Source organism: Frigoribacterium sp. R86507, assembly GCF_044597695.1.
Classification (GTDB): domain Bacteria; phylum Actinomycetota; class Actinomycetes; order Actinomycetales; family Microbacteriaceae; genus Frigoribacterium.
Genome location: NZ_CP139002.1, coordinates 3330701 through 3354010, shown reverse-complemented (window position 1 = coordinate 3354010; position 23310 = coordinate 3330701). Strand labels below are relative to the sequence as shown.

Genomic DNA, 23310 nt, shown 5'->3' with positions numbered 1-23310 from the left:
CATCCGTCCTCCGGGGCGGGTGCATGGTCTAAAAACAGACTTCACCACCAGTAATGGTGTGTGGTAAATGTTTCGGCGGCCATAGCGAGAGGGAAACGCCCGGTCACATTCCGAACCCGGAAGCTAAGACTCTCAGCGCCGATGGTACTGCAAGGGGGACCTTGTGGGAGAGTAGGACACCGCCGGACTCCTTTTAGTGCGAAGAGCACATGCAACACCAGAAAGGCCCCTTCCTCGGAAGGGGCCTTTCCGCGTTTAACGCTGATCAGCTGGTAGACCCCGGTAAGATCGACACCGATGTCTGCTCCCTTCTCCACCGCCACTGGCGCCGATGTGCGCGTGCGGTTCTGCCCCTCGCCCACCGGAACGCCGCATGTCGGCCTCATCCGTACCGCCCTCTTCAACTGGGCCTATGCCCGGCACACGGGTGGCAAGCTCGTGTTCCGCATCGAAGACACCGACGCTGCCCGAGACAGCGAAGAGAGCTACGAGCAGATCCTCGACGGACTGCGCTGGCTCAAGATCGACTGGGACGAGGGCGTCGACGCCGGCGGGCCTCACGGTCCCTACCGACAGTCGCAGCGCCACGACATCTATCGCGGAGTCATCGATCAACTCCTCGAGCGCGGCCTGCTCTACGAGAGCTTCGCCACGGGCGAAGAGATCGAGGCGCGTAACATCGCGAACGGCCGAGACCCCAAGCAGGGCTACGACAACTTCGAGCGCGAGCTCACCGACGAGCAGCGGGCCGCTTTCCGGGCTGAAGGGCGGCAGCCGGCGCTCCGACTGCGCGTTCCCGACCGCGACCTCAGCTTCGACGATCTCGTGCGGGGTCAGATCACCTTCCCGGCGGGGTCCTTCAGCGACTTCGTCGTCGTCCGCCCGAACGGCGTGCCTCTCTACACTTTCGTCAACCCGCTGGACGACGCCCTGATGGGCATCACCCACGTCCTGCGAGGCGAAGACCTCCTCTCCTCGACGCCACGGCAGATCGCGCTCTACGAAGCGCTGGTCGAGCTCGGCATCACGACCTTCGTCCCTCGGTTCGGCCACCTGCCCTACGTGATGGGTGACGGCAACAAGAAGCTCTCGAAGCGCGACCCCGAGTCGAACCTGTTCCACCACCGCGACCGGGGGTTCATCCCCGAAGGCCTCGTCAACTACCTCGCCCTCCTGGGGTGGTCCTTGACGCACGATCGGGACGTGTTCTCGATCGACGAGATGGTCACGGCGTTCGACGTCGTCGACGTGAATCCGAACCCGGCACGGTTCGACGTGAAGAAGGCTGAGTCGATCAACGGCGACCACATCCGTCTGCTCCCGGTCGAGGACTTCACGGAGCGCCTGCTGCCCTACCTGGACGGCATCGTCAGCGTGCCCCCGACGGACTCCGAGCGTGCCGTGCTGGTGCAGGCTGCACCTCTCGTCCAGGAGCGCATGACCCTCCTGTCCGAGGCTCGGGGCATGCTCGGGTTCCTGTTCGTCGCCGACGACGACCTCGTCCACGAAGACGACGCGCTCTCCTCGCTGGGTGAGCGGTCCGGCGAAGTGCTGCGCGCCTCCTTGGCTGCCCTCGAGGGCGTGTCGGACTGGACGCACGAGCCGATCCAGGCCGCCCTCAAGACGGCGCTCGTCGACGACCTGGGCCTCAAGCCCCGTGTGGCCTACGGGCCGCTGCGCGTGGCGCTGTCCGGTCGTCGGGTGAGTCCGCCGCTGTTCGAGTCCATGGAGATCCTCGGGCGCGAGTCGACCCTGGCCCGACTCGCCGCCCTCGCCGACCGCTCATGACCGAGCGCTACGACGTCGCGGTCATCGGGGGAGGTCCCGCGGGGTTGAGCGCCGCGCTCAACCTCGTCCGCGCTCGACGACGAGTCCTGCTGATCGACAGCAACCGGCCGCGCAACTCCGCCACGTTGCTCTCGCACGGGTACCTTACGCGGGACGGCATCTCGCCGCTCGAGCTGCGCAAGCTCGGACGCGACGAGTTCCTGGGCTACGAGGGGGCCGAACACCGACAGACGCTGGCGACGAACGTCGTTCCGGTCGACGGAGGGTTCGAGATCTCGTGCGAGTTCCGAGGGCAGCAGTCGTCCGCGGTGGCGGGGGCCGTGCTGGTGACGACGGGGTTGAGCGAGACCCTGCCCGAGATCGCCCAACTCCGGGCGTTCTACGGCACGTACATCCACAGCTGCATCGAGTGTGACGGATACGACAAGCGTGACCAGTCGCTCGCCCTGATCGGTGAGCACTCCGACCTCGTCGACCGTGCGCTGTTGCTCTCGCAGTGGACCGACGACCTCATCGTGTTCACGCATGGCTCGGACGTCGTGACCTCGGCGGACGAGGCTGCGCTGGCAGCCCGCGGCATCACGGTGGATCGTCGCCGGGTCACGAGCATCGACGGCGATCGCGACGGCATGCGCGGGGTCGTGCTCGAGGACGGCACGGTCGTCCCTCGGGCCGGCGGCTTCGTGCGCCCGGAGTGGTCCGCCGCGTTGGACTACGTCTCCGCGACGGGAGCCGACCTGGACGACGACGGGTTGCTCGTCGTCGACGGGCACGGACGAACCTCGGTGCCCGGGCTGTACGCGGCCGGTGAGAGCACGGCGCCCGGGCCTCAGCAACTGATCGTCGCCGCTGGTGACGGCGCCCGCGTGGCCGCCGTCATCAACCGTGACCTGATCGGTGGCCTCGAACACCTGGCGGATGCTGTACAGTAGACGTCGGTCCAGATGATGGGCCGACAGTGATGTAGACCTGACGGTTGTCATCATTGGGGTATGGTGTAATTGGCAACACGACTGATTCTGGTTCAGTTGTTCTTGGTTCGAGTCCAGGTACCCCAGCAATGAATGCCCCCTGACCTTCGGTCCGGGGGCATTGCTGTTCGTGTTCGTCTGCCCGCCTCCGGCGGGGTGTTCGGCTTCGCCGAACGGGGGATCGGCTGGCCTTTGGTCCGGGGGCGTGGCTGTTCGTGTTCGTCGGCCCCGCCTTCGGCGGGTGGTCGGCTTCGCCGAACGGGGGATCGGCTGACCTTCGGTCCGGGAGCTTCGTTGGTCGTGCCCTTCAATCCACATCGGGCGTAGCTGTGGGGATGGCCATCGCGACCACGGGGCGGGGGGCAGGCCGCGCTGAGAGCGACACGCGCCTCCAGCGTCCTGCGCTGTCTCATCCGGTTCGCCGCAGGGGAACCCGGGTCGGCTCCGCTCGGCCCTGAGGGGCCGCATGTCGCTCCGGAAGGAGAAGCGACCCGAAGGCCAGAACGGGCGAGTCCGGTGGAACCGGGCGTCTGATGACGACAGGTTCCGACGGACTCGCCCGATTCGGGGAGGTAGAGGAGCTACTCGCCGATCGTGGCTCCGAAACGGGCCGGCAGTGTGCCGCGGTGGGTGGTGCGCAGCTCGTCGATCGACACCGTGAAGACGTCCTGCACCTCGAGCGACCCGGACTCGCCGTCGGTCACGCCGATGCGGGCCACTGGGTAGCCGCGGCCCTCGCAGAGGCCACGGAAGCGGACGTCGTCCTCGCGCGGCACCGAGACGATCACGCGACCGGTCGACTCGCTGAAGAGCGCCGTCGCGACGTCGATGCCGTCACGCTCGAGCACCTCGCCCAGCCAGACACGGGCGCCGACGCCGAAGCGCAGCACGGCCTCGGCCAGCGCCTGCGCCAGGCCGCCGTCGCTGAGGTCGTGGGCCGCCGCGATCAGCGACTGGTCACCACCGGCGTGCAGGAGCTGCGCGAGCTGGGCCTCGGCCGCGAGGTCGACCGCCGGCGGGCGGCCGCCGAGGTGGTCGTGCACGACGCCGGCCCAGGCCGACCCGTCCAGTTCGAGCGCCGTCGTGCCGAGCAGGTAGATGTTGTCGCCCTCGTCCTGCCAGCCGGACGGGATGCGTTTGGCGACGTCGTCGATCACTCCGAGGACACCCACCACGGGAGTGGGGTGGATCGGACTCGTGCCGGTCTGGTTGTAGAACGACACGTTGCCACCGGTCACCGGGATCTCGAGCTCGAGGCAACCGTCGGCCAGACCCTCGACGGCCTGTGAGAACTGCCACATGACCTCGGGATCTTCGGGGCTGCCGAAGTTCAGGCAGTCGGTGACCGCGGCGGGCACGGCACCGGTCACGGCGACGTTGCGGTACGCCTCGGCCAGTGCGAGACGCGCACCCTGCTTGGGATCGAGCTGGCAGTAGCGCCCGTTGGCGTCGGTCGCGATCGCGAAGCCGAGACCGGTCTCTTCGTCGACGCGGATCATGCCGCCGTCGTCGGGGAAGCTGAGGGCGGTGTTGCCCAACACGTAGGTGTCGTACTGGTTCGTGACCCAGCTCTTGTCGGCCAGGTTGGGCGAGCCGAGCAGCTCGAGGAACTGCTCGCGCAGAACCGCGTTGCCCGTGGGGCGGGGCAGCGACGACGCGCTGTCGGCCTGGAGTGCGTCGATCCAGCTCGGGTAGGCGACGGGGCGCTCGTACACCGGGCCGTCGACGGCGACCGTGCGGGGCTCGACGTTGACGATCTCTTCGCCGTGCCAGTTGATGACGAGACGGCCGGTGTCGGTGACCTCGCCGAGCACGCTGGTCTCGACGTCCCACTTCGCCACGACGGCGAGGAACGCGTCGAGCTTCTCGGGACGCACGACGGCCATCATGCGCTCCTGGCTCTCGCTCATCAGGATCTCTTCGGCGGTGAGCGACGGGTCGCGGAGGAGGACGTTGTCGAGTTCGATGAACATGCCACCGTCGCCGTTCGAGGCGAGCTCGGACGTCGCACAGCTGATGCCGGCGGCGCCGAGGTCTTGGATGCCCTCGACCAGCTCGTCGCGGAACAGCTCGAGGCAGCACTCGATGAGCACCTTCTCGGCGAAGGGGTCGCCGACCTGGACGGCGGGACGCTTGGTGGGCCCACCGGACGAGAACGTGTCGGAGGCGAGGATGGAGGCGCCGCCGATGCCGTCACCACCGGTGCGGGCACCGAAGAGGACCACCTTGTTGCCGACACCCCGGGCGTTGGCCAGGTGCAGGTCTTCGTGGCGCAGGACGCCCACGGCCAACGCGTTGACCAGGGGGTTGCCCTGGTACACCGCGTCGAAGTAGGTCTCGCCGCCGATGTTGGGCAGACCGAGGCAGTTGGCGTAGAAGCTGATGCCGCCGACGACGCCGTCCACCACGCGGGCCGTGTCGGGCGCGTCGATGTCGCCGAAGCGCAGCTGGTCCATGACCGCGACGGGACGGGCTCCCATCGAGATGATGTCGCGGACGATGCCGCCCACACCGGTGGCGGCGCCCTGGAACGGTTCGATGTAGCTGGGGTGGTTGTGCGACTCGACCTTGAAGGTGACGGCCCACCCGCCCCCCACGTCGACCACGCCGGCGTTCTCGCCCATGCCGACCATGAGGTTCTTCTTCATGGCGGGGGAGACCTTCTGGCCGAACTGGCGGAGGTAGATCTTGCTCGACTTGTACGAGCAGTGCTCGCTCCACATGACCGAGTACATGGCGAGCTCGCCGCTGGTCGGGCGACGACCGAGGATCTCGCGGATCTTCGCGTACTCGTCGGCCTTGAGCCCCAGGGCGCCGTAGGGCTGCTCTCGGTCGGGCGTCGCCGCGGCGTTCGCCACGGTGTCGGGGACGTGGCCCTCGGGACGGACGTCGATCATCTCGGCGTCGTGCGGGGCGCGGTCGGTCTGGTCGGTCACTTGGCGAGGGCCCTCTCGAGAACGGACGTGAAGAAGGTCAGGCCGTCGACCCCGCTCGACATCGCGGCGGGGGTGTCGGGGCCGAAGCCCTCTTCGACGGCGTGCTCGGGGTGCGGCATGAGACCGACGACGTTGCCGCGCGCGTTGGTGACGCCGGCGATGTCGTCCATCGACCCGTTCGGGTTGACGCCGACGTAGCGGAAGGCCACCTGCCCCTCGCCCTCGATGCGCTTGATGGTCTCGGCGTCGGCGATGAAGCGGCCGTCGGCGTTCTTGAGGGGGATGGTGATCTCTTGCCCCTCGGTGAAGCCGTTCGTCCAGTCGGTGCGGGCGTTCTCGACGACGAGGCGCTGGTCTCGCCGGATGAACTGCTGGTGCGCGTTGCGGGTGTGGGCACCCGGGATCAGTCGGGCCTCGGCGAGCATCTGGAAGCCATTGCAGATGCCGAGGACGGGCATGCCCGCGTTAGCGGCGTCGACCACGTCGGCCATGATCGGCGAGAAGGACGCGATCGCGCCGGCGCGCAGGTAGTCGCCGTAGCTGAAGCCGCCGGGCAGGATGATCGCCTCGACGCCCTTCAGGTCGTGGTCGCCGTGCCAGAGGGCGACGGGCTCGCCGCCCGCGAGTCGGACCGCGCGCTGCGCGTCGCGGTCGTCGAGGGAGCCGGGGAAGGTGACGACGCCGACGCGCATCAGAGCGTGGCGGGAGCGTCGGCGACGGTGATCGAGACGACGTCTTCGATGACCGAGTTCGAGAACATGTCGTCGGCGAGCTCGCGGACCTCGGCGAGCACGGCGTCGGTCACTTCGCCCTCGACCGTGACCTCGAAGCGCTTGCCGATGCGGACGTCGGTGAACGCCCCCTTGCCGAGACGGGAGAGGGCACCGGCGACGGCCTTGCCCTGGGGGTCGAGCAGTTCAGCCTTGGGCATGACCTCGACGACGATTGTGGGCACTGGTTTACTCCTGCAGAGGCGTCAACGGGTGGACGCGACGAGTCTACGGCAGCCGCGCGCGCCTCCTGGTGGAACCGTCGGCCGGGGTGGACGGGCCGTCGCAGGGATCGTCAGGGGAATGCGAGGCTCTTGTCAGCCGGATCATGGGTTCGCGCCGCACAGTGATCTCGGCGGACAGAACACAGGCCTCGTGATCGGGCCTACTGTTCCGCTTCCGGTCGAGGGGTTCCTGATCCGCCCCGAGACCGCCGGACGCCCGGCCGAACCCCCCGTCGGCCGGGCGTCTACCCCTGTCGGGCCGCGTCCGCCGGCCCGACGGCGTCGGCCCGGGCCGTCCGGCGGACGACTTCGGCGTCGACGGAGGGGCGTGACCGTCCGAGCAGCCAGATCGCCAGGGGCAGGCAGATCGCCCCCGCGACCGCGTTGCGCAGGTCGAGCCCCTCTTGCATGACGTCGAACGGCGGCCCGATCGCGAGCACCGCCGCCGCCCCGATCAGCCACCAGGAGGCGCGGCGTCGGCCCTCGGGGAGCGCTCGCGGTGGCAGCTCGAACCGCGCCGTGGCCAGGGACACGAGGCAGGCCAGCCCGATGACGAGGGCCCAGATCGGGAGGCGCGTCCACCACCAGGTGGCCGTCGAGGGCTCGGGGAGCGGCCCGCCCACGGCCAACAGGAACCCGAGCAGGGCGATCAGCAGCGGGAGGTGCCAGAGGTAGATGGTCATGCCTCGGCTGCCGATCGCGAACACGACGGCGCGGGCCGGCGACGTGGACATCAGGCGGGACAGGGCGGGGTGCACGAGCGAGAGCACGCAGATCTGGGCCACCCCGAGCGCCATGAGCGGCACCGTCGGCGGGTTGAGGTTGCTCAGCATGTCGTCGGACCACGGCCCGGCCGTGGTCAGCGGGACCAGGGCGGCGTAGGCCGCGACGGCGACGACGAGCAGGACGACCCGAGGCGTCCGACGGAACAGCCCGTCGGCGTACGCGAAGCCGAGCTGCTGCACGAACAGCCACACGAAGGCGAGGTTGAGGAGGCCGATGGCCGTGACGCCGGTGCCGTACCGCACGGCATCGACCAGGACGGCGGCCGCCGCCAGGACGAACAGGGTCGCCCAGGGGCGGGTGGCGTGCAACCGCGCCATGACCGGCACGAGCACCTGGGTGATGCCGTAGGCGGCGAGGAACCAGAACGGCGAGCCCACCCCGGTCGCCACGACGTCGAGCAGGTCGGGATCGGCGCCGAGCAGGGTCGCCACGGCGAGGGCTATCGCGAGGACGGCGAAGACCGCGCTCGCCGGCCGGGCGAGCCGCAGCAGACGGCCCCGGACGAAGTCGCCGGCGTCGTCGCCGCGGCGACGAGCGCCGGCCCAGGCCGTGGCGCTGGCGAAGCCGCCGACCACGAAGAAGAGCGGCATGATCTGCCCGACCCAGGTCGAGAGGGGGAACCAGGACTGCTCTTGCAGGGGGCGGTTCGCCACGACGGCACCCGTCGCGTCGACGGCGACGCCGACCATCATCACGTGGATCGCCACGACCAGCAGGACGCAGAAGACGCGGGCGAGGTCGACCACGAGGTCGCGCCCCGGGGGGACGGCAGGGGTGGCTGACGACGGGGGCGTGGCGGCGGCGCTCATGACGATGACGCTAGCGACCCGACGGGCCCCCGTCGCGGTTGTGCACAGGGCGCGTCCGAACCCGGGAACAGCCTCCGAGCCGGCCCGGATTGTTTTGATCGGATCAAAAGAGTGGTTCACTTGATCCATGACCGATCTGACCGACGATCCCCGCGAGGCCCTGCGCTCCGCCGGGCTGCGCGTGACCGAGCCCCGGCTCGCCGTGTTGCGCGCCCTCGAGCCGTCGCCACACGCGGCCGCCGAGCAGGTCTTCGCCCGGGTGGCCCTCGAACTGCCCGGCACGTCGGTCCAGGCGGTGTACGGCGTGCTCAACGCGTTGACCGGTGCCGGGTTGGTGCGTCGCATCGAGCCCGCGGGCTCGGCGGCGCTGTACGAGTTGCGGACGGGCGACAACCACCACCACGTGGTCTGCGGGGTGTGCGGCTCGGTCGCCGACGTCGACTGCGTCGTCGGCCACGCCCCCTGCCTGACCCCCTCACACGACTCGGGCTACCTCGTGCAGACCGCCGAGGTGACCTTCTGGGGTCTGTGCCCGGCTTGTCGAGCGGCCGAGGCCGACGGTGCGGAGGGCGACGAGCCGAGCCCCGCCTCCTCGTCCGACCGCGCGGACGCGACCGACGCGGCCGTCCCCGTGGCCTGACCCTCCCCCCTGATCTCACACGACGACGAACCACGAACGAAAGAGGACACATGACCGACGCCAAGAAGATCACCACCACCGACAACGGCGCCCCCGCCGCCAGCGACGAGTTCTCGCAGTCGGTCGGCGCCGACGGCCCGATCGTCCTGCACGACCACAAGCTGGTCGAGAAGCTGGCCAACTTCAACCGTGAGAAGGTGCCCGAGCGCATCGTCCACGCCAAGGGCGGCGGAGCCTTCGGCACGTTCGTCACGACGGCCGACGTCTCGCGCTACACGCGCGCCGCGCTGTTCCAGCCCGGTGTCGAGACCGAGATGCTGGCCCGTTTCTCGACCGTCGCCGGCGAGCAGGGCAGCCCCGACACGTGGCGCGACCCCCGCGGCTTCGCGCTCAAGTTCTACACGAGCGAGGGCAACTACGACCTCGTGGGCAACAACACGCCCGTCTTCTTCATCCGTGACGGCATCAAGTTCCCCGACTTCATCCACTCGCAGAAGCGCCTGCCCGGCTCGCACCTGCGCGACCACGACATGCAGTGGGACTTCTGGACGCTGTCACCCGAGTCGGCGCACCAGGTCACCTGGCTGATGGGCGACCGAGGCCTCCCCGCCTCGTGGCGCAACATGGACGGCTTCGGCTCGCACACGTACCAGTGGATCAACGCCGAAGGCGAGCGCTTCTGGGTGAAGTACCACTTCAAGACGAACCAGGGCAACAAGATCCTCACGCAGGACGACGCCGACCGCATCGCGGGCGAGGACGCCGACTTCCACATCCGCGACCTCTCCGAGGCGATCGACCGCGGCGACTTCCCGACCTGGACGTTGTCGGTGCAGGTCATGCCCTACGACGAGGCGGCCACGTACCGCTTCAACCCGTTCGACCTGACGAAGGTGTGGCCGCACGCGGACTACCCGCTCATCGAGGTCGGCACCATGACGCTGAACCGCAACCCCGAGAACTACTTCGCGCAGATCGAGCAGGCCGCGTTCGCTCCGTCGAACTTCGTCCCCGGCATCGCGACCAGCCCCGACAAGATGCTGCTCGCGCGCATCTTCAGCTACGCGGACGCCCACCGCTACCGCATCGGCGTCAACCACCAGCAGCTGCCGGTGAACACGCCCAAGACCGAGGTGCACTCGTACTCGAAGGACGGCGCCGCGCGGTACCACTTCAGCGAGGCGACGGCGCCGGTCTACGCACCGAACTCGGTGGGCGGCCCGGCGGCGGACCCTCAGGCCGCGGGTGACACCGGCGGCTGGGAGAGCGACGGCGAGCTCGTCCGCTCGTCCGTGACGCTGCACCCCGAGGACGACGACTTCGGCCAGGCCGGCACGCTCGTCCGCGAGGTGCTGAACGACGAGGAGCGCGACCGCCTGGTGCAGAACATCGTGGGCCACGTCTCGAAGGTCACCCAGCCCGCCCTGCGCGAGCGCGTCTACGAGTACTGGACCAACGTCGACCCCACCCTGGGCCTGCGCGTCCGCAAGGGCGTCGAGCCCGAGGCTCCCGGCTCGAACGAGGACCCGGCCGAGGTCGGCGTCCCGGCGTAGCCGCAAGTCGCGACAGACCGCAGGAGGCGCGGTGACCGTTCGTCGGTCACCGCGCCTCCTCGGCGTTCCGGGGTTCGAGCGGTCTCGGGTGCCGCCCGGGTCAGACCATCTGACCGTTCCAGTGCAGCTCGCCCTGGGGCCAGTCGGCGAGGGTGCGCGTGCCCTCGCGGAGCAGCCAGCCGTGGTCCTGGGTGACGAGGACGCCGGCGCCGTCGGCGCTGAACGCCGTGTAGTGCGCCGTGAGGCCGTCGAGCGGCAGCCAGCCGCCGCGACGGTAGAAGCCCTGCACGTCGTCGCCGGTCTCGAGCACGCCGAAGCCGCTGTCGAGCGACGTCAGCGCCGCGTCGATCCGACGGAGCAGTTCGCCGCCGAGGCCGGTACCCTGGACGGTCGGCGAGACGGCGACCATGCCGACCGCGGTGACGAGCAGGTCGGCGTCGCCGACGGTGACGAACTGGCGACGCAGGCCGGCGTGCGCCACCACGACGTCGCCCTGACGCGCGACGACCCTCAGCTCGGGCTGCATGCCCGCCCAGCTGCGAGCCCCGGCGTACCAGTGGTCGTAGCTCGGGAACGCCCGGGCGAGCGTCGCCGCGATCGCCTCGTGGTCGTCGAGCGTGAGATCGCCCTCGCGGGTCGTGGAGAAGGTGGGGGACTCGGCTGCAGGCATGCCTCGACGTTAGCGGTGCCGGTGGTCAGCTCGGTCGGACGGTCACCTGGATCTGGTTCGACCAGGGATCGTCGAACCCCAGCACCCGCCCGTCGTCGCGGGTCGCGACGCCGTGGTGGTCGAGGCGCTCGCCGAGGGCGCCCAGGTCGTCGGACGTCGGCACCTCGATGCGAACGAGGCCGAGGCCCAGCCCCAGCTGGCGACGCCCGGCCCCGGCGCTGTTCCAGGTGTTCATCGCCATGTGGTGGTGGTAGCCGCCCGCGCTGACGAACAGGGCCTGCGGCCCGAAACGCGTCGTCGTCTCGAAGCCGAGCTGTTCGACGTAGAACCGGTGGGCCGACTCGACGTCGCCCACGCTCAGGTGCACGTGGCCGACCGTGGCGGGACGGGATGCCGAGCCGGCCAGCGCCTCCTCGGTGACGTTCTGCTGCACGAACGCGTTCGGGTCGAGGGCGAGGGTCGCCATGTCGACCTGGCCGTGCGTCCAGGACCACTCGGAGCGCTGACGGTCCCAGTAGAGCTCGATGCCGTTGCCCTCGGGGTCGGTGAAGTAGAAGGCCTTGCTGACGAGGTGGTCGGCGCTGCCCGTGAACGTGCCGGGGTGACGGGTCGCGACGCCGTAGACGGCGGCGGCGAGGTCGGCCTCGGTCTCGAAGAGGATCGCCGTGTGGAACAGGCCGGCCTCTCGCGGGCCCGCGTGCCTCAGCTCGGGTGCGTGCTCGAGGATGACGATCGGCGTCGCTCCTCGGCCGAGGACCACGCGGCCCACGGCGGGCTCGGCGGTCAGCACCGTCAAGGTGACGGCGTCGCGGTAGTACGCGGTCATCGCGTCGAGGTCGGCGACCCGGAGGGTGACGGCTCCCATGCCGGTGTCGGCGGCGAGCAGGTCGGCGGTGCGTGCACCCGATGCCCGCTGTCCCGTCGCCGACGAGTCGGCTGCGGAGGACGAGGAGGCGCGGGTCGCGTCGGTCTCGGAGGTGTCGGTCATGGGTGCCCTCGGTCTGGTCGGTCGGGGTGGCCACCCGGTCGGTGACACGTCACCGAATCGAACCGGCCGGCCACGTCGGGCATTCCCGACCGACTGTGCACCGTGTTTCGTTCACTGCACCGGATCTCGATGCGGTGCCGTGCACGAAACGCGGTGCGAAGCCCTGGGCCGGGCGCGGGGCCCGGGTCAGCGGGCGGTGAGGCGCTCGATCAGCTCGCGGTAACGGGCGGCCGTGCGGGCGACGATGTCGTCGGGCAGCGCAGGCGCTTCGCCTGTGCCGTCCCAGTGCGCGGAGAGCCAGTCGCGGACGATCTGCTTGTCGAAGCTCTGGGTGCGGTTGCCCGAGGCGTAGACCTCGGCGTCCCAGAAGCGGCTGCTGTCGCTCGTGAGGACCTCGTCGCCCAGGGTGATCTCGCCCGTGGCGCGGTCGGCGCCGAACTCGAACTTCGTGTCGGCGAGGATGACCCCGCGGGCCTCGGCCACGTCGGACGCCAGACGGTAGATCTCGAGCGACCGGTCGCGCAGGGCCGCCGCGGTCTCGGCGCCGACGAGCTCGACGGTGCGCTCGAACGAGATGTTCTCGTCGTGCTCGCCGAGGGGCGCCTTGTACGCCGGGGTGTAGATCGGTTCGCGCAGCCGGTCGCCGTTCGACAGTCCCTCGGGCAGCGGGATGCCGCAGACGGTGCCGTGCTCGCGGTACTCGGCCCAGCCGCTGCCGACCAGGTACCCGCGGACGACGCACTCGACGGGGAACATGTCGAGCGGTTTCACGAGCATCGCGCGGTCACGGACCTGCGCGGGCAACGAGACGGAGGCGGTGGTCGGATCGACGAGGTGGTTCGGCACGGTGGCGAGCTGCGCGAACCACCAGAGGCTGAGCTGCGTGAGCAGGGCACCCTTGCCCGGGATGCCGGGCTCGAGCACCTGGTCGAAGGCGCTGACGCGGTCGCTCGCGACGACGAGAACGTGCTCGGTGTCGGCGAGGGTGGCGGCGTCGCCGACCGAGCCGGCGACCGGTGCGGGGACGTAGAGGTCGCGGACCTTGCCCGAGTACACGGGCGTCCAGCCGTCGAGGTGGCGAGGGGTGCCCGGCATGACGGGCGTGGCCTGGCGAGCCGCGCCTCCTGCGGTCGCGTCGGCCTGGGCCGTGGTGCCCTCGGGGGCGGTCATCGGGCGACCCGTTCGGCGATGTCGTGGCGGTACTGGCCGCCCTCGAGCTCGATGCGCGCGAGGGCCTCGTAGGCCCGACCCCGGGCCTCGGTGAAGTCGGACCCCTCGGCCACCACGCTGAGCACGCGCCCGCCGGTGGCGATGAGCTGGTCGTCGAGACGGGCGGTCGCGGCGTGGGCGACGTGCACGCCGGCGACGGCGGTCGCGTCGTCGAGTCCGTGCAGCGGGCGACCGCTGACGGCGCCCTCGGGATAGCCCTCGCTGGCGAGGACCACCGTCACGGCGACGTCGGACGAGAAGCGCGGCGACTCGTGGTTGCCGAGCGACCCGGTCGCCGCGGCGAGCAGCAGTCCGCTGAGCGGCGTGATCAGACGGGGCAGGACGACCTGCGTCTCGGGGTCGCCGAAGCGGGCGTTGAACTCGATGACGCGCACGCCCTTCTCGGTGAGGATGAGACCGGCGTAGAGGAGGCCGATGAACGGCGTCCCCTCGGACTCGAGCTGACGCACCGTCGGGGTGGCGATGGTGTCGAGCACCTCGTCGACGAAGTCCTTCTCGCTGCCGAAGCGGTCGCCCAGCCAGGGCAGCGGCGAGTAGGCGCCCATTCCGCCGGTGTTGGGGCCGGCGTCGCCGTCGAGCAGGCGCTTGTAGTCCTGCGCGGGACTGAGCGGCACGACCGTGTGGCCGTCGCTGAGGAAGAACAGCGAGACCTCGGGCCCCTCGAGGAACTCCTCGACGAGGACGGGCCCGTGCTGCAACCAGTAGGTGGTGTGCTCGACCGCCGCGTCGCGGTCGTCCGAGACGAGGACGCCCTTGCCTGCCGCCAACCCGTCGGCCTTGACGACGTAGGGGGAGCCGAAGTCGTCGAGCACCGCGACGGCCTCGTCGAGGGTGCCCACGCGCGTGGCCCGCCCGGTGGGCACGCCGGCTTCGTCCATGATGCGCTTCGCGAAGGTCTTGCTGCCCTCGAGCGCCGCGGCCTTCTTGCCGGGGCCGAAGACCGGGATGCCCCGAGTGCGGAGGGCGTCGGCGACACCGGCGACCAGCGGGGCCTCGGGGCCGACGACGACCAGCTCGACGTCGTTCTCGAGTGCGTACTCGGTGACGACGGCACCGTTCGACGGGTCGAGGTGCACGATGTCGACCTGGTCGGCGATGCCCGCGTTGCCGGGGGCCGCGACGATCTCGTGGCCCGCGTCTTCGCGCAGCAGGGCGGTGATGATGGCGTGCTCGCGAGCACCGGAACCGAGGACGAGGATTCGCACGCGCCACAGCCTACCGAGGGTGTGCCGCGGTGCCGAGTCCGAGGCGGAGCCTTGGAGGTGCGGTGCGGGGAAGCGGCCCGCGGGTAGCGTGGGCGCATGGCCAGGGCACGGATCGACGACGCGGCGGGATCGACCGCCGTGGGCGAGGTGCGGGCGGCGCTCGCCGCCGACGAGACCGCGCCGCGGCCGGTGACCGCCATGGCCGTCCGCTGGTTGCTGCAGGTGCTCGCCGACGGCGAACCCGGGGCCACGGTCGAGGTCCGCGTGCCACCGTTCGGGGCCGTGCAGTTCCGCGAGGGCCTCAGCCACACCCGGGGCACCCCGCCGAACGTCGTCGAGACCGACGCCGCCACCTTCGTGCGACTCGCCACCGGCGATCTCAGCTGGCAGGAGGCGCGGGCCGGGGCGCTCGTGTCGGCCTCCGGCAGCAGGGCGGACCTGACCGGCTACGTGCCGATCGCCTGGCAGCGGGGCTGACCCGCGCCTCCTCGGTGGGCCATGCTCGACGTCGAGACGGGCGTCGGCGCTCGTCGGCCTCCTCTGGGATGATGGGCGGGTGACGAACGCACCCGACGACCAGCAGCGACCCGAGCCCGTCGTCGAGCCCACGGTCGAACGCGCCGCCGAGTCGATCGTCGAACGTGACGAGGTCACCGTGCGCCGAGCGCCCAAGGTGCCCGTCTTCTTGATCATGGGCGCGGCGCTCGGGGTCGTCGTGTCGTTGATCGTCACCTCGCTCTTCCCGTTCGACTCGGGCGAGGGCGTGGCGCAGACCTACGGGTACATCTCGCTCTGGGGGCTCACGATCGGCGGGGCCGTCGGCTGCATCGTCGCCATCATCGCCGAGCGCGTCACCAGCCGCGGCGCGAAGCGCGTCCAGGTCGAACGCGAACGCCTCGAGGTACCGGTCGACGAGGCCGACGCCGCGCCCCGCCAGGTGACCGACGGCGACTCCGACCGCGCCTGACGTCGTCCGGCCGACCGACCGTGACCTCGGCCCACGTCGGAGGACCGACCCCGACCGACGTCGGGAGCACGTCCGGGCCGACGGCCCGGGTCAGGCGCCGCGAGCCCGCCGCAACCGGGTGAGCAGCTCGGGACCCCGGGCATCGAGCAGGCGTCCGCCACGTCGGATGCCGACCACCATCAGGACGGTCCCGAGGGCGACGCCCACGACGAGCGTCAGCAGCCCCAGCAGCACCGACCCCTGCACCAGCGCCACGACGCCGAGCACGAGCTCGGGCAGTGCCAGCACGAAGACGATCGCCCACGAGGCGTAGAGCCCCAGGGTCGAGGTGACGTTGGCCCCGGGAGGCGACTTGAACGGGCTCTCGCCCGCCGCCGGGACGGGCATGAGGTAGAGCGCAGAAGCCACGCTCGAGACCCCGAACCCCGTGAGCAGGAGGCCCAGGCCGACACCGAGCAGCGCGGGGGCGACGTCGAGCCGCCCGACCACCGCCAGGGGGACGAGCGTGGCGAGCACGACCGAGGGCACCGCGAACAGCCCGAGCGTCAGGACGCGGCCGGCGCGATCGGCCGAACCCGCCAGCCCGGTCGACAGGTGGGCGGCGAAGGCCGTGCCGTCGTACGAGACGTCGGCGGCCAGCGTGATGGCGAGCAGGGCGGCCACGGCCGGGCCGATGGCGTACAGCGGCCAGGACGTGTCGAGGGAGAACGACAGGAAGATCGCCAGGACCGGCATCAGCGGGACGACGATCAGCGACCCGCCGTACCGCGGGTCGCGCAGCCAGTACACGGCCGTGCGGGCGGCGACCGCGCCGGTCGGCGTCGCGGGGAAGCGCGCGAAGAGTCCGAGGCCCTTGGACGCCGCAGTGGCCGTGACGGCCGGGGGCGCCACGAGCGCCGTCGCCAGGCCCCGTCGCCAGAGCAGCAGGAGTACACCCAGGGTGGCCACGGCGATGAGGGCCTTGAGGGCTGCCTCGCCCGGCCGGCCGAGGGCGACGTCGCCGGGGATCGACCAGGCGGCGCCGACCGGGCTCCACGACAGCGCGTGGGCGACGGGGGGCAGGTCGTCGCCGAGCGAGCTGAGGCCCTGGCCGACCAGGCCGATCAGGGGCCCGGCCAGGATGAGGGGCACGAAGATCGCGACGCTCATCAGCTCGCGGTAGCGACGCTTGGCGCCCAGCGCACTGGTGGCGGTCTCGACCGCGCGGGACGCCGCGACGCAGACGAAGACACCGAGCAGCCCGCAGAACGGGGCGAGGACGGCGGACAGCGGGTGCTGCAGCCAGCTGAAGGTCGTCGCGAGGGCGGCGACGAGCGTGATGATGCCCGGGATGCCCAGCAGCCCCGCGACGAACAGCGCGACGAGGAGGCGGTCGGCGGGCAAGGGGAACTGACGCAGCTTCGAGACGCTGAGGGTCTGGTCGTAGCCCCGGGCGACGAACGGCACGACGACCCAGCCGACGACCGCGAGCGAGCCGCCGAGCACGCCGGCCGTCCAGGCCCAGCGCTCGGGCGCGAACGAGAGGGCGACGAGGCCCGCGACGACCGCGGCGAGCACGCCGAGACCGTAGAGCCCGCCGATGACCGCTGCGACGATCTGCCAGGTGCTGCGCTTGAAGCCGTTCAGCAGCACCCGCCAGCGCAGACTCAGGAGGTGCGCAACCACGACGGCCCCTCGTTGTGCTGGCGACCGCCGACGAGTTCGACGAAGCGGTCTTCGAGGGTGGAGCCGGCCCGCACGTCGTCGGTCGTGCCGGCCGCGAGCACGCGCCCCGCCGCGATGACGGCGACGTGGTCGCACATACGCTGGACGAGGTCCATCGAGTGGCTCGACACGATGACCGTGCCGCCGTTCTGTGTGTAACCGTGCAGGATGTCGCGGATGTTCGCGGCCGAGATCGGGTCGACCGACTCGAACGGCTCGTCGAGGACGAGGAGGCGCGGCGCATGGACCAGCGCGCAGGCGAGGGCCACCTTCTTGGTCATGCCCGCGGAGTAGTCGACGACGAGCGTGCCGCCGGCCGAGCGCAGGTCGAGCAGGTCGAGCAGATCGCCGACCCGCTGCGCCGTCGTCTCGCGGCTCATGCCGTTGAGCAGGCCGTGGTACGTGACGAGCTGCTCGCCGGTGAGGCGGTCGAAGAGCGAGATGCCGTCGCTCAGCACGCCCACGAGCGACTTGGCGTGCGTCGGATCGGACCAGACGTCGACGCCGAGCACCTCGATGCGGCCCGCGTCGGGACGCAGCAGCCCGGTCGCCATCGAGAGCGCGGTCGTCTTGCCGGCGCCGTTCGGGCCGACGAGGCCGAAGAACGAGCCCGTCGGCACGGTCAGGTCGATGCCGTCGACGGCGACCTTGTCGCCGAAGGCCTTGCGCAGGCCGGTGATCTGCAGTGCGGACGCCGGAGGCGTCGCGGTCGGTTCGGGGCGGGGCATGCCGACGTCGCTCATGGCCCCCAGCCTAGGGACGCCCGCCGACACCGCGCCTCCCCCAGGGGGTGGAAGCGGGGGCGAGGTGCGGGTGGCGACGGGCGTACCGGCGGCGGAGAACGCAGGAGGCGCGGGTGCCGACGGACGCGCCGGCTCAGCTGAGCTGGTTGGCCTCGACCCAGGCGAGGTACTCGGGGCTGACCGTCCCGGTGACGTATTCGCCCGTGAAGCAGCTCATCTCGAGCTCGGTGACGTCGCTGCCCTCGGTGATGGCGGCCTGCATGTCGGCGACCTCTTGGTAGATGAGGTGGTCGGCACCCAGCTCGCGCGCGATCTCGGGGATCTTCCGGTCGTGGGCGACCAGCTCGTGCCGGGACGGCATGTTGATGCCGTACACGTGAGGGAAGCGCACCGGGGGAGCGGCCGAGGTGAACGTCACCTTGTTCGCGCCGGCGGCCCGGGCCATCTCGACGATCTCGCGCGAGGTCGTGCCGCGGACGATCGAGTCGTCGACGATCAGGATGTTCTTGCCCTTGAACTCGCTCGACATCGCGTTGAGCTTCTGGCGCACCGACCGCTTGCGTTCGGCCTGCCCCGGCATGATGAACGTGCGGCCGACGTAGCGGTTCTTGTAGAAGCCCTCGCGGTACTCGATGCCGAGCTTCTGGGCGACCTGCATGGCCGCGGGGCGTGACGAGTCGGGGATCGGCATGACGACGTCGATGTCGCCGATCGGCGAGTGCGCGGCGATCGTGTCGGCCAGCCGGTTGCCGAGGCGCAGGCGGGCGTCGTAGACCGAGATGCCGTTCATGATCGAGTCGGGGCGGGCCAGGTAGACGTACTCGAACGAACAGGGGATGAGGCGCGGGCTGGCGTGGCACTGCTTCGACACCATCTGCCCGTCGAGCGAGATGAAGACGGCCTCGCCGGGCGCGACGTCACGGACGATCTCGTAACCGCCGGACTCGAGCACGAGCGACTCGGAGGCGGTGATCCATTCTTCGCGGACGCCGTCGGCGGCGAGACGGCGACCGAGCACCAGCGGGCGGATGCCGAACGGGTCACGGAAGGCCAGCAGCCCGTGGCCGGCGATCATGGCGATCGCCGCGTACGAGCCCTGCACCCGGTCGTGCACGCGGGTGACCGCCGCGAAGATCTGCTCGGGATCGAGCTCGCTGCCGTTGACCTGCTCTTGCAGTTCGTGCGCGAGCACGTTGACCAGCAGCTCGGTGTCGCTGTTGGTGTTGAGATGACGGCGATCGACGTGGAAGAGCTCGCTGGTGAGCTCGCGCGTGTTCGTCAGGTTGCCGTTGTGGATCAGCACGATGCCGTAGGGCGCGTTCACGTAGAACGGCTGCGCCTCTTGCTCGTTGCTGGCCGCGCCCTTGGTGGCGTAGCGCACGTGGCCGAGGCCCATGTTGCCCAGCAGGGCACGCATGTCGCGGGTGCGGAAGCCCTCGCGAACCTGCCCCTTGGTCTTGTGCACGTGGAAGATGCCGCCCTCGGCGGTGGCGATGCCGGTGCTGTCCTGCCCGCGGTGCTGCAAGAGGAGGAGCGAATCGTAGACGAGTTGATTTGCTGGCTCGTGCGCGACGAGACCGACGATGCCGCACATGCGGATCTGGCTCCAGACCGTAGAGTTGGGGTTACCGCGACAGTCTAGAGCGACACCGAACGGATGAACGAATGGCGACCTCCTCTGCCCACTCGACCAGCGCCTCCTACGCCGCAGCGGGGGTCGACACGGCCGCCGGCGACCGGGCGGTCGAGCTGATGAAGGCGGCCGTCAGCGCCACGCACGGCCCCGGGGTCGTCGGCGGCGTGGGCGGGTTCGCCGGGCTGTTCGACGTGTCGTTCCTCAAGGACTTCGACAAGCCGTTGCTCGCCACGTCGACGGACGGCGTCGGCACGAAGGTCGCGATCGCGCAGGCGCTCGACAAGCACGACACGATCGGGCAAGACCTGGTGGGCATGGTCGTCGACGACATCGTCGTCGTCGGTGCCCGGCCGCTGATCATGACCGACTACATCGCCTGCGGCCGCGTGGTGCCGGCCCGCATCGCCTCGATCGTCGAGGGCATCGCCCGCGCCTGCAGCGAGACGGGCACCGCCCTCGTCGGCGGAGAGACGGCCGAGCACCCCGGCCTGCTCGGGCCCGACGACTACGACGTGGCGGGTGCCGCGGTCGGTGCGGTCGAGTCGGGGCGCCAGCTCGGCCCGCACCTCGTCGACGACGGTGACGTCGTGCTCGCCCTCGCCTCGTCGGGCGTGCACTCGAACGGCTTCTCGCTCGTCCGCCACATCCTCGCGTCGCGCGACCTCGGCTACGACGACACCCTGCCCGAGTTCTCGGGCACCGTCGGCGAGGCGCTGCTCGAACCGACGCGGCTCTACACGTCACCCCTGCTGCGCGTCCTCGACGACCCTGCGCTCGACGGCGCGATCCACTCGCTCAGCCACGTCACCGGGGGCGGCATCGCGGCCAACCTCGCCCGCGTGCTTCCCCGCGGGTCGTGGACCGAGGTCGACCGTTCGACCTGGTCGCCGCTGCCCGTCTTCCGGGTGCTGAGCGACCTGGCCGGCTCGACCCTCGAATCGAGCGAGGGCACCTGGAACCTCGGCATCGGGATGATCGCCGTCGTCGCCGCGTCGCAGGCCGACGCGGTCACCTCGGCCCTCGAGGCCGACGGCATCGCGACCTGGCCCGTCGGCACCGTCTCGACCGGGCAGCGCGATCTCGCCGGGTTCGAACAGGGAGCCAAGGGAGTCGACGGAGGCGCGGTGCGGCTCGTCGGGGCCTACGCGGGCTGATCACCGTTCACGCCGCGTGGCGTCGCCCCGGCGTCGGACGTACCATGAACGCACGCCCGTGCCGGGCGCGCTGACGACGACGTCAGACCGGACGACGAAGGAGTCGACCCATGAGCACCACCCGCATCCCCCTCCCCTCCGTCTCTCGCACGGCGGTCGCCGCCCCGCGCAGCGCCCGGGTCAGCCGTGTCCCCGCCGAGCCGGCGCCGCCGCGGTCGACCGCGTCGCCCGTCACCGGTGGGCGCAAGGTCGCAGCTCTCACGGCCGGCGGCATGATCCTGCTGCTGGTCGTGGGGCTGTTGCCCGCGGTCGCGACGCTCGTAGGCGGCTGACCCGCGCCTCCTGACGGGCGGTCACGGTCGCACCGTCGACCGGCCGCCCGCTCGGGCGATCGGTCCGTGACACACGACGACGGCCCCTCGAGATCGAGGGGCCGTCGTCGTGTGGAGTGCGTCGTGCGGAATCAGAGGACGCAGAACTCGTTGCCCTCGGGGTCGGCGAGCACGACCCACGACACGTCGGAGTCGTCTTGGCCGACGCGTGCGCGGACGGCCCCGAGCGACTCGAGTCGCGCGACCTCGTCGGCCTGCGTCGCCTCACGGCTCTGACCGTCGACCGGGGTCGGGCGGAAGTCGAGGTGCAGACGGTTCTTGACCGTCTTGGCTTCGGGGACGCTCACGAAGAGCAGCCCCGGCAGCGTGTCGGGCGTCGGACGGATCTCGGGTTCGTCGTCGTCGGACGAGACGACCACCCAGCCGAGGGCGTCCGCCCACCAGCGAGCGAGCCGTACCGGGTCGCTCGAGTCGACGACGACCTGCTCCCACACGAGGGACGAGGGAGACGAGGGTGACGAGGTCATCAGCCGACCGGCCTCAGGCGCTCTTGTTCTGGTCGTGCCCGGTGTCGTATTCGTCGTCGAAGTCGTCGGCCCATTTGTCGACGTATTCGTCGCCGGAGTCGTTCTTCGTCGCCAACTCTTTTTCGAGTGCACCGTAGTTGGTGTCAGGGCTGAAGTACTTCAGCTCTCTGGCGACCTTGGTGTGCTTGGCTTTTTGACGGCCGCGCCCCATGCGTGACCCCCTCTGAACTCGGCCCGGAAACGGTGTCGGACGACCCGGGAACTGCCGACAGGATGCTGTTGAAAAACTGGACCGATCTTATCATGTACCCCTAGCCCCGGCTGCCGCCTCGGACGGGCATGATGGTCGGGATGACTCCTGGGGGCGAAGGCGAGCGGACGCGGGTCCTCGTGATCGGTGCGGGCCAGGCCGGGTTGTCGGTCTCGTGGTACCTGCGACGGCTCGGGCTCGAGGTGGGACGCGACCTCGTCGTGCTCGACCGGGGGCCCGGCACCGGAGGCGCGTGGCAGCACCGCTGGGAGAGCCTGCGGCTGGGTGCCGCGCACCGCGTGCACGACCTGCCGGGCATGGCCGGGCTCGGTCTCGGCTTCGACTCGGCCGACCGGTCGGCCCCGGCGCGTGACGTCGTCGCCGAACAGTACGCCCGCTACGAGGCCGCACTCGGGCTCGACGTGCGACGTCCGGTCGAGGTGGCCGGGGTGACCGGGCTGGGGGACGGCTTCTCGGTGCGGTGGGCGGGGCGCGCCTCCTCGGGTGTCGGCTCGGAGGCCGCCTCGGCGACGGGGTCGGAGGCCGGCTTGGGGCCGGCTTCGGGGTCGCTGCGGGCCGAGGTGGTCGTGAACGCGACCGGCACCTGGGGCGCTCCGTTCGTGCCGTGGTACCCGGGGCGCGACACCTTCCGCGGGCGTCAGCTGCACACGTCGGACTACCGGGCGGCGTCCGAGCTCGAGGGGCTCGACGTCGTCGTGGTCGGCGGGGGCACGAGCGCGATCGGGTTCGTGCTCGAGCTCGACGGCGTCGCGGCGTCGACGACGTGGGTGACGCGCCGACCGGTGGACTGGCTCGACCAGGGCGAGCTCGACGTCGAGTCGGCCGTCGCTGCGGTTGCTGCCCAGGACCGCGCGGCCCGGGCGGGGCAGGCGCTGCCCAGCATCGTCAGCGGCACGGGCGTCCCGCGCACCCGGCGCTTCGTGTCGGGCATCGAGCGCGGCGTGCTGGTCGAGCGGCCGATGTTCGCGTCGGTCGAGCCGGACGGGGTGCGCTGGGCGGACGGCACCTTCGCCCACGCGGACGCCATCGTCTGGGCGACCGGGTTCCGCCCCGAGCTGCGCCACCTGGCACCACTCGGGCTGCGGTCGGCCGACGGGGGCGTGAGCGTCGAGGGCGGCGCGTCCACCCTCCACCCGCGCTTGTTCTTCGCGGGGTACGGGCCGCAGGCGTCGACCATCGGGGCGAACCGGGCCGGGCGGGGGATCGCTCGGCAGGTCGTGGCCCGGCTCTCGGAGAGCGACGCCGCACGCCGCGGGTGAGCCCTGGAGCCGTGCGCACGTGCGGCTACAGAGACGGGTGCGCATGCGGGTCGGTACGACGGCGGCTGAGGTCGACCGTGCCGAACCCGACCGACGAGGGGGCGTCGGGTGGTGCCGAACCCGACACTCGGCGGGCGACACGCCGAC

22 protein-coding genes, 1 tRNA gene and 1 rRNA gene are annotated in these 23310 nt (G+C 70.9%); 11 read left to right on the top strand and 13 right to left on the bottom strand.

Annotation, left to right across the window (positions count from 1 at the left end; all coding sequences use genetic code 11):
* The first annotated feature begins 71 nt into the window (after positions 1-71).
* The 4 genes from rrf to SJY14_RS15825 all read left to right on the top strand — a co-directional run bounded on the left by rrf (position 72) and on the right by SJY14_RS15825 (position 2846).
* Positions 72-188, top strand: a 5S ribosomal RNA gene (rrf, locus tag SJY14_RS15840).
* Between the two features lie 109 nt (positions 189-297).
* On the top strand, positions 298-1788 hold the full coding sequence (gene gltX, locus SJY14_RS15835; RefSeq protein WP_396599409.1) for a glutamate--tRNA ligase: 1491 nt from the start codon (positions 298-300) through the stop codon (positions 1786-1788).
* Positions 1785-2720 (top strand): NAD(P)/FAD-dependent oxidoreductase, encoded by a 936-nt coding sequence (locus SJY14_RS15830; protein ID WP_396599408.1) that lies wholly within the window; start codon positions 1785-1787, stop codon positions 2718-2720. Before gltX ends, SJY14_RS15830 begins: the two co-directional genes overlap by 4 nt.
* A gap of 54 nt (positions 2721-2774) precedes the next feature.
* Positions 2775-2846: transfer RNA gene (locus tag SJY14_RS15825), tRNA-Gln, on the top strand.
* 494 nt (positions 2847-3340) lie between these two features.
* Here the strand turns inward: SJY14_RS15825 and purL are convergent.
* The 4 genes from purL to SJY14_RS15805 form a co-directional block, all read right to left on the bottom strand.
* Positions 3341-5656, bottom strand: a complete 2316-nt coding sequence (purL, locus tag SJY14_RS15820) for a phosphoribosylformylglycinamidine synthase subunit PurL (RefSeq protein WP_396600286.1) — start codon at positions 5654-5656, stop codon at positions 3341-3343.
* Between the two features lie 35 nt (positions 5657-5691).
* The gene (gene purQ, locus SJY14_RS15815; RefSeq protein WP_054144901.1) at positions 5692-6387 is read right to left on the bottom strand and encodes a phosphoribosylformylglycinamidine synthase subunit PurQ; all 696 of its coding nucleotides are present in this window, start codon (positions 6385-6387) and stop codon (positions 5692-5694) included.
* On the bottom strand, positions 6387-6650 hold the full coding sequence (gene purS, locus SJY14_RS15810; RefSeq protein ID WP_396599407.1) for a phosphoribosylformylglycinamidine synthase subunit PurS: 264 nt from the start codon (positions 6648-6650) through the stop codon (positions 6387-6389). Before purS ends, purQ begins: the two co-directional genes overlap by 1 nt.
* A gap of 284 nt (positions 6651-6934) precedes the next feature.
* Positions 6935-8284, bottom strand: coding sequence for an acyltransferase (locus tag SJY14_RS15805; RefSeq protein ID WP_396599406.1), 1350 nt, complete (start codon positions 8282-8284; stop codon positions 6935-6937).
* A 127-nt stretch (positions 8285-8411) separates the two neighbouring features.
* Here SJY14_RS15805 and SJY14_RS15800 point away from each other — a divergent pair, with 127 nt between their 5' ends.
* Complete coding sequence (locus tag SJY14_RS15800) at positions 8412-8924, top strand: Fur family transcriptional regulator (protein WP_396599405.1); 513 nt, start codon at positions 8412-8414, stop codon at positions 8922-8924.
* Between the two features lie 50 nt (positions 8925-8974).
* The gene (locus tag SJY14_RS15795) at positions 8975-10477 is read left to right on the top strand and encodes a catalase (protein WP_054144898.1); all 1503 of its coding nucleotides are present in this window, start codon (positions 8975-8977) and stop codon (positions 10475-10477) included.
* A 100-nt stretch (positions 10478-10577) separates the two neighbouring features.
* On the opposite strand, the gene SJY14_RS15790 is transcribed toward SJY14_RS15795, so the two are convergent.
* From SJY14_RS15790 to purD, 4 genes are all read right to left on the bottom strand, one after another.
* A complete protein-coding gene (locus SJY14_RS15790) occupies positions 10578-11147 on the bottom strand; it encodes a GNAT family N-acetyltransferase (RefSeq protein ID WP_396599404.1) in 570 nt (189 codons plus the stop codon).
* Positions 11148-11172: 25 nt separating this feature from the next.
* Positions 11173-12012: a VOC family protein gene (locus SJY14_RS15785; RefSeq protein WP_071256004.1), complete on the bottom strand. Its 840-nt coding sequence runs from the start codon at positions 12010-12012 to the stop codon at positions 11173-11175.
* A gap of 309 nt (positions 12013-12321) precedes the next feature.
* Positions 12322-13230: a phosphoribosylaminoimidazolesuccinocarboxamide synthase gene (locus SJY14_RS15780; protein ID WP_396600285.1), complete on the bottom strand. Its 909-nt coding sequence runs from the start codon at positions 13228-13230 to the stop codon at positions 12322-12324.
* 71 nt (positions 13231-13301) lie between these two features.
* Entirely contained in the window at positions 13302-14570 is a 1269-nt protein-coding gene (purD, locus tag SJY14_RS15775; protein ID WP_396599403.1) for a phosphoribosylamine--glycine ligase, read from the bottom strand.
* A gap of 96 nt (positions 14571-14666) precedes the next feature.
* Here purD and SJY14_RS15770 point away from each other — a divergent pair, with 96 nt between their 5' ends.
* A complete protein-coding gene (locus tag SJY14_RS15770; protein ID WP_071255990.1) occupies positions 14667-15047 on the top strand; it encodes a sterol carrier family protein in 381 nt (126 codons plus the stop codon).
* 79 nt (positions 15048-15126) lie between these two features.
* Complete coding sequence (locus SJY14_RS15765) at positions 15127-15537, top strand: hypothetical protein (protein WP_071255988.1); 411 nt, start codon at positions 15127-15129, stop codon at positions 15535-15537.
* Between the two features lie 90 nt (positions 15538-15627).
* Here SJY14_RS15765 and SJY14_RS15760 read toward each other — a convergent pair whose 3' ends face one another.
* The 3 genes from SJY14_RS15760 to purF form a co-directional block, all read right to left on the bottom strand.
* Positions 15628-17202 (bottom strand): transporter, encoded by a 1575-nt coding sequence (locus SJY14_RS15760; protein WP_396599402.1) that lies wholly within the window; start codon positions 17200-17202, stop codon positions 15628-15630.
* Positions 17184-17984: an ABC transporter ATP-binding protein gene (locus SJY14_RS15755; RefSeq protein ID WP_255364234.1), complete on the bottom strand. Its 801-nt coding sequence runs from the start codon at positions 17982-17984 to the stop codon at positions 17184-17186. The genes SJY14_RS15760 and SJY14_RS15755 overlap by 19 nt, the downstream gene beginning before the upstream one ends.
* Positions 17985-18117: 133 nt before the next feature.
* The gene (gene purF / locus SJY14_RS15750; protein WP_396599401.1) at positions 18118-19578 is read right to left on the bottom strand and encodes an amidophosphoribosyltransferase; all 1461 of its coding nucleotides are present in this window, start codon (positions 19576-19578) and stop codon (positions 18118-18120) included.
* Positions 19579-19649: 71 nt separating this feature from the next.
* On the opposite strand from purF, the gene purM reads away from it, so the two are divergent.
* Positions 19650-20774: a phosphoribosylformylglycinamidine cyclo-ligase gene (purM, locus tag SJY14_RS15745; RefSeq protein ID WP_396599400.1), complete on the top strand. Its 1125-nt coding sequence runs from the start codon at positions 19650-19652 to the stop codon at positions 20772-20774.
* A gap of 110 nt (positions 20775-20884) precedes the next feature.
* On the top strand, positions 20885-21106 hold the full coding sequence (locus tag SJY14_RS15740; RefSeq protein WP_071255982.1) for a hypothetical protein: 222 nt from the start codon (positions 20885-20887) through the stop codon (positions 21104-21106).
* A 131-nt stretch (positions 21107-21237) separates the two neighbouring features.
* On the opposite strand, the gene SJY14_RS15735 is transcribed toward SJY14_RS15740, so the two are convergent.
* Positions 21238-21633, bottom strand: coding sequence for a VOC family protein (locus SJY14_RS15735; protein WP_396599399.1), 396 nt, complete (start codon positions 21631-21633; stop codon positions 21238-21240).
* A 13-nt stretch (positions 21634-21646) separates the two neighbouring features.
* Entirely contained in the window at positions 21647-21844 is a 198-nt protein-coding gene (locus SJY14_RS15730) for a DUF3073 domain-containing protein (protein WP_054147370.1), read from the bottom strand.
* Positions 21845-21984: 140 nt separating this feature from the next.
* Here SJY14_RS15730 and SJY14_RS15725 point away from each other — a divergent pair, with 140 nt between their 5' ends.
* Positions 21985-23163 (top strand): NAD(P)-binding domain-containing protein, encoded by a 1179-nt coding sequence (locus SJY14_RS15725; protein ID WP_396599398.1) that lies wholly within the window; start codon positions 21985-21987, stop codon positions 23161-23163.
* Positions 23164-23310 lie beyond the last annotated feature (147 nt).